The 11,088-nt window shown below is 39.5% G+C and carries 22 protein-coding genes and 1 pseudogene; all 23 read right to left on the reverse strand.

Going from position 1 to position 11,088, the window contains the following annotated elements; all coding sequences use genetic code 11:
* A pseudogene (locus ACLFMM_RS07010) lies at nucleotides 1-409 on the reverse strand (preprotein translocase subunit SecY); the annotation flags it as partial.
* A 66-nt stretch (nucleotides 410-475) separates the two neighbouring features.
* Nucleotides 476-910, reverse strand: coding sequence for an uL15m family ribosomal protein (locus ACLFMM_RS07015; protein WP_410808012.1), 435 nt, complete (start codon nucleotides 908-910; stop codon nucleotides 476-478).
* 8 nt (nucleotides 911-918) lie between these two features.
* Complete coding sequence (locus ACLFMM_RS07020; protein WP_410808013.1) at nucleotides 919-1,380, reverse strand: 50S ribosomal protein L30; 462 nt, start codon at nucleotides 1,378-1,380, stop codon at nucleotides 919-921.
* Entirely contained in the window at nucleotides 1,352-2,014 is a 663-nt protein-coding gene (locus ACLFMM_RS07025; protein WP_410808014.1) for a 30S ribosomal protein S5, read from the reverse strand. The genes ACLFMM_RS07020 and ACLFMM_RS07025 overlap by 29 nt, the downstream gene beginning before the upstream one ends.
* A gap of 9 nt (nucleotides 2,015-2,023) precedes the next feature.
* Entirely contained in the window at nucleotides 2,024-2,545 is a 522-nt protein-coding gene (locus ACLFMM_RS07030) for a 50S ribosomal protein L18 (RefSeq protein WP_410808015.1), read from the reverse strand.
* A gap of 42 nt (nucleotides 2,546-2,587) precedes the next feature.
* Nucleotides 2,588-3,034, reverse strand: a complete 447-nt coding sequence (locus ACLFMM_RS07035) for a 50S ribosomal protein L19e (protein WP_410808016.1) — start codon at nucleotides 3,032-3,034, stop codon at nucleotides 2,588-2,590.
* A complete protein-coding gene (locus ACLFMM_RS07040) occupies nucleotides 3,034-3,468 on the reverse strand; it encodes a 50S ribosomal protein L32e (protein ID WP_410808017.1) in 435 nt (144 codons plus the stop codon). Before ACLFMM_RS07040 ends, ACLFMM_RS07035 begins: the two co-directional genes overlap by 1 nt.
* Before the next feature lie 15 nt (nucleotides 3,469-3,483).
* Nucleotides 3,484-4,014 carry a 50S ribosomal protein L6 gene (locus ACLFMM_RS07045; RefSeq protein ID WP_410808018.1) on the reverse strand — a complete coding sequence of 177 codons (531 nt, stop codon included), beginning with the start codon at nucleotides 4,012-4,014 and terminating at the stop codon, nucleotides 3,484-3,486.
* Nucleotides 4,015-4,036: 22 nt separating this feature from the next.
* Nucleotides 4,037-4,429 carry a 30S ribosomal protein S8 gene (locus tag ACLFMM_RS07050; protein WP_410808019.1) on the reverse strand — a complete coding sequence of 131 codons (393 nt, stop codon included), beginning with the start codon at nucleotides 4,427-4,429 and terminating at the stop codon, nucleotides 4,037-4,039.
* Nucleotides 4,430-4,440: 11 nt separating this feature from the next.
* Nucleotides 4,441-4,581: a 30S ribosomal protein S14 gene (locus tag ACLFMM_RS07055; protein WP_410808020.1), complete on the reverse strand. Its 141-nt coding sequence runs from the start codon at nucleotides 4,579-4,581 to the stop codon at nucleotides 4,441-4,443.
* An 11-nt stretch (nucleotides 4,582-4,592) separates the two neighbouring features.
* Entirely contained in the window at nucleotides 4,593-5,090 is a 498-nt protein-coding gene (locus ACLFMM_RS07060; protein ID WP_410808033.1) for a 50S ribosomal protein L5, read from the reverse strand.
* A 13-nt stretch (nucleotides 5,091-5,103) separates the two neighbouring features.
* Entirely contained in the window at nucleotides 5,104-5,826 is a 723-nt protein-coding gene (locus ACLFMM_RS07065) for a 30S ribosomal protein S4e (RefSeq protein ID WP_410808021.1), read from the reverse strand.
* A 14-nt stretch (nucleotides 5,827-5,840) separates the two neighbouring features.
* Nucleotides 5,841-6,197 (reverse strand): 50S ribosomal protein L24, encoded by a 357-nt coding sequence (rplX, locus tag ACLFMM_RS07070; RefSeq protein ID WP_410808022.1) that lies wholly within the window; start codon nucleotides 6,195-6,197, stop codon nucleotides 5,841-5,843.
* 10 nt (nucleotides 6,198-6,207) lie between these two features.
* The gene (locus ACLFMM_RS07075; protein ID WP_410808023.1) at nucleotides 6,208-6,606 is read right to left on the reverse strand and encodes a 50S ribosomal protein L14; all 399 of its coding nucleotides are present in this window, start codon (nucleotides 6,604-6,606) and stop codon (nucleotides 6,208-6,210) included.
* The gene (locus tag ACLFMM_RS07080) at nucleotides 6,603-6,932 is read right to left on the reverse strand and encodes a 30S ribosomal protein S17 (protein ID WP_410808024.1); all 330 of its coding nucleotides are present in this window, start codon (nucleotides 6,930-6,932) and stop codon (nucleotides 6,603-6,605) included. Before ACLFMM_RS07080 ends, ACLFMM_RS07075 begins: the two co-directional genes overlap by 4 nt.
* Nucleotides 6,933-6,942: 10 nt before the next feature.
* Nucleotides 6,943-7,248: a ribonuclease P protein component 1 gene (gene rnp1, locus ACLFMM_RS07085; protein WP_410808025.1), complete on the reverse strand. Its 306-nt coding sequence runs from the start codon at nucleotides 7,246-7,248 to the stop codon at nucleotides 6,943-6,945.
* A 1-nt stretch (nucleotide 7,249) separates the two neighbouring features.
* Nucleotides 7,250-7,453, reverse strand: a complete 204-nt coding sequence (rpmC, locus tag ACLFMM_RS07090; RefSeq protein ID WP_410808026.1) for a 50S ribosomal protein L29 — start codon at nucleotides 7,451-7,453, stop codon at nucleotides 7,250-7,252.
* The gene (locus ACLFMM_RS07095; RefSeq protein ID WP_410808027.1) at nucleotides 7,454-8,398 is read right to left on the reverse strand and encodes a 30S ribosomal protein S3; all 945 of its coding nucleotides are present in this window, start codon (nucleotides 8,396-8,398) and stop codon (nucleotides 7,454-7,456) included.
* 7 nt (nucleotides 8,399-8,405) lie between these two features.
* A complete protein-coding gene (locus ACLFMM_RS07100) occupies nucleotides 8,406-8,858 on the reverse strand; it encodes a 50S ribosomal protein L22 (protein ID WP_410808028.1) in 453 nt (150 codons plus the stop codon).
* Between the two features lie 10 nt (nucleotides 8,859-8,868).
* The gene (locus tag ACLFMM_RS07105) at nucleotides 8,869-9,282 is read right to left on the reverse strand and encodes a 30S ribosomal protein S19 (protein ID WP_410808029.1); all 414 of its coding nucleotides are present in this window, start codon (nucleotides 9,280-9,282) and stop codon (nucleotides 8,869-8,871) included.
* A gap of 23 nt (nucleotides 9,283-9,305) precedes the next feature.
* The gene (locus tag ACLFMM_RS07110) at nucleotides 9,306-10,019 is read right to left on the reverse strand and encodes a 50S ribosomal protein L2 (RefSeq protein ID WP_410808030.1); all 714 of its coding nucleotides are present in this window, start codon (nucleotides 10,017-10,019) and stop codon (nucleotides 9,306-9,308) included.
* 9 nt (nucleotides 10,020-10,028) lie between these two features.
* Complete coding sequence (locus ACLFMM_RS07115; protein ID WP_410808031.1) at nucleotides 10,029-10,277, reverse strand: 50S ribosomal protein L23; 249 nt, start codon at nucleotides 10,275-10,277, stop codon at nucleotides 10,029-10,031.
* On the reverse strand, nucleotides 10,274-11,035 hold the full coding sequence (gene rpl4p, locus ACLFMM_RS07120; RefSeq protein WP_410808032.1) for a 50S ribosomal protein L4: 762 nt from the start codon (nucleotides 11,033-11,035) through the stop codon (nucleotides 10,274-10,276). Before rpl4p ends, ACLFMM_RS07115 begins: the two co-directional genes overlap by 4 nt.
* Nucleotides 11,036-11,088: the final 53 nt, after the last annotated feature.

Here is an 11,088-nt window from a genome sequence, read left to right on the forward strand (position 1 = left end):
GCTGGATGAAACCACCAAATATTTGAGGCAATGTTTGAAGTATTATCATTACAATTACCAGAAGCTTCTGTGCACCCTGAAAAAGCGCCTGATCTTCCGGATTGGATAAATCAAGCTTAACTACGTCAGCTCCAACAAGCAATTGCAGTACAATGGATGCTGTCACAATCGGTCCAATACCAAGCATCACTAATGAACCAGATGCACCGGCAAAGAATGCTCTGTATGATTCAAACAAATCTATCGAATCCGCCGACAAGCCAAACAAAGGCACGTTTGTTAACACAAAATAGAGAACCAAAATGCCCAGTGTCCACATTAGTTTTGTTTTAAAATGAACGTGCCCTTCTGGACTAGAAACGGCTGGTAACCTGCTAAAAATTGGTTCCAAGTTCTCCCTGAGACTCATTTAATTACACCCTTTTTAAAAACCTATTAACGAGTTATATTACTCAATTCATTACCACATATATGATTATTTTGATTCTATACAGGTACCATTGGAACTTTCAATTTTATCCTTTGCAGCGTTGGAAAATTTACGTGCAGTAACTACTAGGGTTTTTGTTACGTTTCCTGCCCCAAGAACTTTATTTATTTCCAGACTATCAAGGTTTATATGATAGGCTCCTTCCTTTTTTTCAGCAACTCCATCATCGACAAGTTGTTCTATGAGTTCGTCCAGTTCCCCGACATTTACTATTGATTCTTTGTATATATCCTTCTTTTTAGGAACTTCGAACCCATATTTACCAAATGTTTGTCCACGTTTCATTGACCTTGTGACATTATGTTTACGTGCACCAGCATTACCGCGTCCACCGCGATTTCCGGCACCGCGCCGATTTTTACTGGTGCCTCCTCCATAGGTACGTGAACCCCTGTATTTTTTTGTTTTTGTTTTGGACATAGTATCACTTACCTCATCTTATGCAATAGTGCATTGATATTTTCTCCATGATTACCCAGTTCGCCTCTTTGCTGTACAGTTTTCTTAATTCCACGGTGCCCTTTTCTTGGTGGATGCAACCTCAATACAGGTTTAAGTTTAGGCACATCTTTTAATGTAGCTTCATTATTGCATACTGCTTCTGCGAAAGAGGCGATTGAATCATATTCTGTGTTTTCTGCAACATATTCATCAGTAAGTTGAACTCCACCCTCAATTTTGCCACGTTTTTCCAGCAAATTTGTTAATGTATCAGAGTTAATAGTACCATATGCAACATAATCTTTTACCTTTTGTACCATTCCGAGATTGTATGGATTTTCGTCCAATACTATACAATGATTTACCTTATTTAAACGAAGCATTTGCAGGGTATCTTCAACGGTATATTTTACACTTACATTACCCCTCAATCTCACCACTGCGTACATCTAAAACCTCCGCTTCATCATAATTTAAAGGATACTTAATAGTATTCGTTTGAGTAAGAGCATTGAATGTTGCCTTTGCAAAATTCAAAGTTGTGCGGGTTTTACCTTCTGTTCTGGTCCATACATCTTTAATGCCCGCTTTTTCCAGAACTTTTATAGCTGTTTCTCCTGCAGCCAACCCAAGACCTCTTGGAGCTGGTTTCAGGACTACTTTTACACTCCCTGCTTTACCTTCTACCTCTGTAGGTACTGTATGAGCACGTCCGCAACCACATTCCCATGAACCGCAGCCACGGTTTATACGGGTAACATTAATTTTTGCAGTATCTATAGCTTTTCTGATGGCTGGACCTACCTGGCCATCTTTAGCCTGACCGAATCCAACGTAACCATTACCATTACCCACTATTACGGTGGCTCTGAATTTTACACGCCGACCCGAATCAGTCATCCTCTGTACCATATTGATATCAAGAACTTCATCTTCAAGATCAGGGAGAAGGGTATCTACCACATTTACTTCTCTTATAGGCAACCCTGAGTCAATTGCTTCATCCATGGTTGAAATCTGCCCATCCTGAACCAATTTTCCAAGTTTAGTCTGTGGAACCCATTCATCATTTTCATTATCCATTTAATCACCTTAACTGAATTCGGAATAAATTTTTTCTTTTGTTGCATCAAACTGTTCAGGCAGATTGGAAGATTCCACATATTCTGCCACATGTTCTCCTCTTATGCGCTCATCTGACGGGAATATCGATGGGTTATGCGGAATATCCATACCTGCATCTACCATTCCTTTTAAACTTGCATATATACGGGATCCTGTGGATGAAGAATGAAGTCCAATGTCCAGTACACCTGTTTCATATCCTTCATCAAGAGCTTTCAAACCGAACAGTAAACCTGTGAGATAAGCTGCTGTAGTATTTCCAGTAGATTCCTCATAACCATATTTTTCAAGCTTATTAGATGAAGCTGATAATATTACATTATCTCCATCTTGTCCAGGTGTTATAAGCTGAATCTGTATATTGTTAGAACTTTTTCGGACAACTACACGGTCCTCGTCTGATAAAAGTAACCTGAGTCGTTGATGATAATCTGTGCGCCCTTCCCTTCTTCTTCTGAATGGGACTTTATATCGGGGTCCTGTTGCCATGATATACCTCCTTCATAAATTATTTAAAGATGAACAAATCAATTAACGAGTTCTTTCGGCCCCAAGGTGTGATTCCAAATGTGTAGTGCTACGGAACTGACCTCCTTTTGCCTGACGATACAATTTACAGTATGTAGTTCTATCAAGAGTTCCGTCATCCCGTAATTCTTTGAGTCGTTTACGAAGCGCTCTGATTTTTTTCATCCATTGTTCCTTTTCAGGATTTCTTGCTCCTTTCTTTCCTTTCCTTGATCCATATCCTTTACGATGTCCGTATTTACGTTTTACATCTCGTTCTCTTGCACGACCTCTGCTTACTCCTTTAACTGGTTGTGCTTTAATATTGCCGTTTTCTACTAATTCACGAACATCTTCTCTTGTGATAGCAGATGCTACATCATCGGAAGCTTCAGGGTTTACCCATACTCTATTAACTCCACAATCCAGTATTTTAGCAGCAAGTTTTTTCTGATTAGATAAATCCGCCATTAGTCTTCACCTCTGGTTGGGTTGAGAACTTTGATACCAAGTTCTGATGCCTTTTCTTCAATCATGGATCTCTTTTTGGCACCGACTGTTCTTCCTATTCTTATAGCTTCAGTAGATGCATCAATAACATTTTCTACATCTTTAGGATTCTTTACAAGAACTTCGGTGTACCCAGACGGGTGGAGACCTTTTACAACTTCTGGACTGCCATATCCTACTTTAACAAGTGATCCTTTTGCCTTGATATTTTTGCGAAGTTTACTGTTTTTCCCCTTTGGTTTTCTCCAACTGGGTGGAACACGTAAAACTCGGTGGGAATCTGCCCGTCTAAAATCAGGTTTTTTACTTTTTTGAACCTTCCTTACATTAAACAACCGTTTGGACTCTTCATCCATTTTAAGTTCAGCAACATTTGGTTCATTCTCTTTTGCCATTTAAGATCACCTACTTTATACCTTCTCTACAATGTAGATTCCATCCTGGAATATACGCGGGTCAAACCTGTTAATCTTGGTTGTCTGTTCAATATTAGCTGCGGTTTGACCTACATCTTCCTTATTGATTCCAGTGATAACAATCTCATCACCGTCTACCTTTACAGTAGTATCTCCAACAATATTTGCTACACGTGGCTTTTTCTCACCCAAAAAATTGGATATCAAAAACTTGTTTCCATCAACTTTTAGCTGCATTGGAAAATGAGAATACACCACTTTCATCCGGTATTCAAAACCATCCGTAACACCTGTTATCATATTACGTACATGAGCAGCAAAAGTACCAATAATTGCCTTCTTATCTCTCCTTGTGGATAAGGCATCAATGGTTATTTCTGAATCAGTGGGTTTTATTACCACTCCTGGATACCACATAAATTTTTTATTCATACCCTTTGGGCCTGTTACTGTGAGATATTTTCCATCTAATGAAACTGTGATGTCTTCAGGAATTGGTATTGTTGTCCTGAGTTCTTTTACCATTTTCATCACTCCATGTCAGAAATCAATATACATAAGCAAGGAGCTGACCACCGACATTTTCATCACGTGCTTCATACTGGGATTTTACTCCTCTTGATGTTGTCAGAATCAGTGTGCCAAAATTCTTACCTGGTAAAAATTGTTTTTCCCAGTCTTCAAAATTAGCAACTCTTACTGAATAATGTGGTTTAATTGCTCCACACCTATTAATTCTTCCTGCTAATTTTACATTGTATATTCCTGCTTTGCCATCATCTATCATTTCAAACTCATCTACATATCCGTAATCTTTCATTACCTTCAATACATTACCAATTAATTTTGATGCAGGTTCTATTGTACAGGATTCTTTACCTATACTTTCTGCATTTTTTATCGTTGATAATGCATTAGCAAGTGGATCCAATAATCCCATTTTTATCCTCCTCAGGTATATTTTTCAAATCCCATGTCATGTGCCATTTCTCTGAAACACTGCCGGCACATGTGTATTCCATATTTACGCACCAGAGCCTGTTTTCTACCACATCTTTTACACTGGCTGGCTCCTCTTCCAAAATTATTCATGGTCTTAACCGTTATACCACCTCCACCGAGTATTCATCTTTAAAGAATTCTATAGCATCGTCCTTTGTAATTTTATGTGAACCTGGTATATTCCTGTTTTCAATTCTTTTATCCTTTATTCTATACCCAGGGCGTGTTACAACAACCATGACATCCATTCCAAAGATTCCAATATTTGGGTCATACCTCATACCAGGGAAATCAGTATGTTCATCGATTCCAAATGCAACGTTGCCTGCCACATCAAATTGCGACTCATTTAGTTTGTTTCCTATTATACCAAGTGATGTATTCAAAAATTCCTTCGCACGTTTTCCGCGCAGGGTTACTTTGCATCCGATTGGTTCACGTTTTCTTATACCGAAAGCCGGTTGAGTCTTTTTTGCATATGTCCTTACACCGGCCTGTCCTGTAATTGTTTCCAATATTTGTTCAGCATTTACCAGTGTTTGACCACTTTCTCCAACACCCATGTGAACAACTACTTTATCAACTTTAGGAGTCCTCATCGGGTTGTCAGAATTACTCATTTGTTTCACCACCTAATTCGCCCAGTTTTATCTCAGGCTTGTCTTCACCAATAACCACTACATAATCTTCGATGGTTTCAAAATCATACTTTAGTCCTGAAATTTTCACGGTGTTGTTTTCAGAACTCCTTGTTTTGTTGATAGTCTTGATGGTACCTACCTCACCGGTGTGTTTACCACCTACTATTATTGCAAGGTTTCCTTCCTTGTATTCCAGATGTTTTACGATGTTTTTATCAGGCACTGTTATAATAATTGAATCTTTGGTATTATAATCATTTGTACCTATTAAATTGGTTCCATCACTAAGATTAAGCTGTATTGCTCCGTTTTTCACCATTGATTTATCGTTAATCTTACAGAGTTTGTTTTCTTCGCCATCTTCCAGTTTTTGAAGAACTAATTTACTTTTTTGATTGATTAATAATCGATATGATTCATTCATTTCAGGAAGTGTAATAACATCGAAAAGTCCTACCGGGAAGTTTAGATCTTTTCTTGCTTTCCCATCAACCAGAACTTTACCCTGTGATAATACTCTTTTCGCTTCCGAGCGGTTATCCACAAAACCCAACATATCCCTGAGTACAACAGAAATTGGAATACTCTGCTTTTTATGATGGGGTCCAGGGCTTGTAGTTGTTATCCATTTATTAGATTTCTTTGCTACCCTCCAACTATTGGGGATAGAAATCCTTTTTTGATGTTTTCCCACATAACCACCTTAGTTTAACCTTTTTTACTGATAACTGATTTTCTATGTTCATCTTCCAGATTGAGAGATGTAATTATTACGTTTGAAGGGTCCACCGGTCTTGCTACCTCTGTACCATCCGCCTTTGGGACAGTGACTCCTTCAATAAAAATCGCTCCATCATTTAGAGATACAATTTCCACTTTACCTGTAGTGGATGCGTAGTCACCTCTAAGAACTTTTACCGTATCACCAACGATTACATTTACACTTCTGGTTCCGTATTTATTACGAAGTTCATTTGAAAGTGGTGCCGCCATAAGTTTTTGTTTCTTATGTAATGGAGCAGTGTAACGAGCTTTCTTTTGTTTCCTTGGCTGTTTTGATGGCATTGATTACACCTCAAATTATTATAGACGCTGTTGTTCCTACCTTTGGGAACCTTTCCGCTGCCTCTCTTGCAACCGGACCTTTGATGTCGGTCCCTTTTGGGAATCCGGTCGGGTCTGTGATTATTACTGCATTGTCCTCAAACGAAAGATGAATCCCATCCGGTCGACGATATTCCTTCTTTTGCCGAACAACTACAGCATACAATATCTGTTTTTTCATTTCAGGGGTTCCCTTTTTTACAGACACAACACACATATCACCAATTCCTGCTTTAGGGTGTCTGCTCTTTACACCCCTGTAATTTTTCACAGAAATGATTTCCACTACTTTCGCGCCTGTGTTATCCACACAATCTACATTTGCACCAGTATTCAAAGATCTTGGAATTTTTGATCTTCTGGCTCTCATTTTTGTTCACCCGCTTCAATTACTACAAACGATTTGGTTTTGCTCAGCGGACGGCATTCTGCGATTTTTACAACATCACCCTCTTTTGCATTAATGCAGGGTGGATTATGTGCAGAAATCTTTGACTGTCGCTTTTCATATCTCTGATATTTCTTGATCAGGCGTTCATATTTTCGCTGTATGGTAACTGTTTTATCCCTGTCGTCACTTAACACGGTTCCTACAAGGACCTGTCCTCGTACGGATAAATTACCATGAAAAGGACAGTTTATGTCATCACATTCTTCAGATGGCGATTGTACATCCAATCCAATATCCTTGGTCATGAATATTACCTCAATACATTTTTTTAATGTTCTTGGTTCTGTTTTCAGGCTGTGAGAGCAATAAATTTCCATTTACTTTCACATGTTTAATTAAACGTTTGCCTCCAGAATCTACTGAGACTTTGAAGACAAAATTTGCATTTACCTTTGGAACCATTTTTTTGTTATCATTCTCTATCACTATTATCAACGTGTTCCGTGTTTCATCCTCAACTCTGCCGCATATATTATCCAGCAAAGGATTTGTGGATTCTACCACCTTAACGGGAAGTCCTATTAATTCATGATATATCAAATTTGAAGGAGTTCTCTCCAATTTATATCTCCCTGAGTTCACGTTGAATTGTTTTTATCCTTGCAATAGTTCGTTTAAGTTCACCGATTCTTCCAGGGTTTTCAGGTGAACCTCCTGCTGATGTTAGAGCTTTTTCATTTGAAAGTTCATTCTGAAATTTTTCTATTTCATCTTTTCTTTCTTGGGGGCTCATATTCCTGATTTCATTATTCCTCAGGATCGCCATTTATTTTTCCTCCCTGTGAATTCTTGCCATCGGATGCCAGTAATTATGCCCATCATGTTTGTGTTGCCAGACACCATTTACTTCCCGGCGTTCTTCCCACTCATACTGAGAACCCTTTGTTTCTGATACTTCAGATACTTCTGATTCTGTTCCAAATTCAGGAACTTCTTCAGTTTCAGATTCAGGTTCTGGTTCTATACCTGCCTCTTCTGATGGCTCTTCAATTTCTTCTGACCCGGATTCTGCCTCAGCAACTTCACCTGCAGATTCTTCTCCTACAAGTTCCTGAATACCAGTTTCCCTAGTTTCCTCTTCCACTTCTTCAAACTCTTCTTCTAATTCTTCCGGCTCGACTTCCGCCAATCTGAAAGTATCAGGTAAAACCGCATCTGGATGTATAATTCTCACCTTACAACCGATAGTACCCAGCTTTTTAACAGCTGTAGCAAATCCTTCATCAACAATGTCATCTACTGGCTTACCTGCATGTTTGATATAGCCTCTGACCAATTTTTCGACTCGTGATCTTGGACCTGTCAGTTTTCCAGACATTATAATCTCGCATCCAAGAGCACCAGCACCCATGATTGCTCTTACTGCATTATGTCCAGCCTTTCTAAAGTACCACCCGCGCTCAATTGATGACGCAAGACGGGTTGCCATCATCTGTGCATTTAATTCCGGTTTTTTCACTTCCTGTGCATCAATTTGTGGGTTATCTATATTGTACAGTTTATCCACATCACGGGTCAATTTCCGGATTACTTTTCCACCTTTTCCGATTACCATACCTGGTTTTTCAGCATATATTGTAATCTGAGTGCCCATAGGTGTACGGTTAATTTCCATTCCACCATAACCCGCTCTGTTGAGCTGTTTTGCGAAATATTCATCAAGTGATGCCTTTACATACCCATCACTGACAAATTTAGTCTCAATTGCCATTATTTAATCACACCTCACTCAAAATCATTTCAATGTTCACTGTTTCGGTATTTTCAGGTGTTGCACGTCCTCGTGCTCTTGGACGCATTCCCTGAATTACCCTGCCCCTTTTAGCGGAAATGTGTGCAATTCGCATGTTTTCCGGTTCTAGACCTTTATACTCAGCATTGTTCTCCGCATTTTGGATTATCTTGAGAATTTCCCGTGCTACCTTTACAGGATAACGTCCTTCTGCCATCGGACCTTTCCTATGACCACAGCTGTCATTGTGCCTTTTCATAGGCACTGCCTGTTTGAACTGTATTACATTCTCAAGGTACTGTTTTGCAGTTTCAGTTTTCATTCCTTTTATAGTTCTGGTAATTTCTCGTGAACTCTTAGGTGATATATGAAGTTCTGAACCCATTGCTTTTGCACTTGTTTCAGAGTCAAATTCTTTGGAATAATTTATACGTGCCATTTATATCACCTTACTTGAGAGGTACGAATTTACTCGAACGGGTTGCACCTACACCTGCACTACCGTGTTTAACAACGCCTCTGGACATTGCAAATTCACCTATTCTGTGACCCAACATTTCAGGTACAATCTGGATTTTCACAAACCTGGTACCATTATACACTTCTATGTTCTTATTGACCATTTCAGGGAGGATTACCATACTCCTGTCATGTGTTCGAACGTTATCATCACCGTTTCTGTACTGCTGAAGTATTTTCTTCTGGTTTTCAGTGAAACCCCGTCTGATACTGCGACGTTGACTTGCAGGTAACAACTCAGCAAATTCCTCTATAGTCAATTCTTTTAATTCTTCCAGAGTCTTTCCACGAAACTTAAATTCACCCTTTCGTTTCGGAACTCTTGTTGATGATTTTTTAGCCATATATACGCCTCCTTAAAAATAGATCAACGTTTACCAGTCCTGCGTGATGCAATATGACCCACTTTTCGCCCAGGTGGCCTGTTTCTGCTAACTGTAGTCGGTTTTCCAGGATGTTTCCTGTTACCTCCTCCAAACGGATGGTCTATTGCGTTCATAGCAACTCCAGAAACACGCGGGTATTTTTGGGCTCTGGTTTTTAGTTTATTGTACTTTTTACCAGCTTTAAGGAATGGTTTATCAACCCTTCCTCCACCTGCAACAATCCCGATTGTTGCTCTGCATTTTGGATTAAACCATTTCAGTTCTCCGGATGGCATTTCAACTATTGCCTTTCCTCTCTCATGAGAAACAAGTGTTGCATAAGTTCCAGAGGAACGTCCAAAACAACCGCCATCATTTGGTTTAGATTCTATATTGCAAATCGGTACACCTTCCGGAATATCGGATAATGGCAGCACATTTCCAGGTTTTATTTCCGCAGAGATACCGCATGCTATGTTTTCACCTACAGAGATACCTTCCGGCGCCAGAACCAAACGTTCTTCGCCATTTTCAAATTCTACCCTTGCAATTGGTGCAGAACGAGCTGGGTCATGAGTTATATCTGTAACTGTTCCATACAAAGTTTCATTTTCATCGATATTTGGATGTTTTAATGATGCTTTATATCTATGAGATGGTGCTCGATAATTTGGACCACCACGTCCTCTGTTTTGAGATATTATCCTTTTTGCCATAATATCGCCTCAGACCAATCCAATTCTGGTTGAGATATCGTGAGCAGCGTCTTCTCCTTCAAACTTCACTACCGCTTTTTTGGTTCCTTTCATTGTAGTCATTGTATGAACTTTGTCCACTGTAAATCCATACATTTCTTCCAGTTCTTTCTTAATCTGATGCTTATTTGCTCTGGGATCAACAAGGAATTGCAATTTATTGTCTTCCATAAGCATCATTGCTTTTTCAGTAACAAATGGATTTTCTATAACACTCATCTATACATACCCTCCAGACTGGATATTGCTGATTCTGTCCAGACTGTCAAGCGTCCCGCGTGTGTTCCTGGTGCCAATAATTCTGCATTCAATGAACCTACTGTTACCACATCAACACCTGGTAAGTTCCTTGCAGCTTTCACAACTGGACTGGTATCACTTACTACGACAAGGATACTTTTCTTCTGTCTATATTTTCTACCTCTGGATTTTCCTTTACCAGCTCTTACATGTTTGCCTTCTTTTGCACGGATAACGTCTTCATAAAGACCTGCTGTTTCCAGGAAATTGACAACATCCTTTGTTTTACTCAGATCTTCCAGTTTATCGTCCGCGACAACTGGAAGCTCAACATCAAAAACATGTCCCCGTTTTTTCGCCAGTTCCGGGTTGCTTGTAGCTGCGATGGCTGAACGAATTGCAAGTTTCCTCTCTTTTTTATTAATCTTTTCAGCTCTGTCAGCTTCTGGTTTTGGAGGATGTGCACGTCTCCCGCCTACAGATTGTGGTACTCGTGCCGCCCTGCTACTGTTTGTGAGACGGGGTACCATAGCGACTCCTCTTCCCGAACCCCATGAAACTGCAGATGTGTTTAAACCTGCCCGTGCATGTGGACCATAGGGCTGGAGTCTGTTAGCCTGTGACGATAATACTGCCTTTTTAATAAGGTCTGGTCTATAGGATTCATTAAAGACTTGTGGAAGATCTATTTCATCTTTAACGTTGCCTGATAAATCAATAATATTTACTTTACTCAATTATTTCACCCCTGATTGGATTGAGTATTCACATGAACGATTTGCGGTTCTTT

Source organism: Methanohalobium sp. (genome assembly GCF_046546175.1).
Lineage (GTDB): Archaea > Halobacteriota > Methanosarcinia > Methanosarcinales > Methanosarcinaceae > Methanohalobium.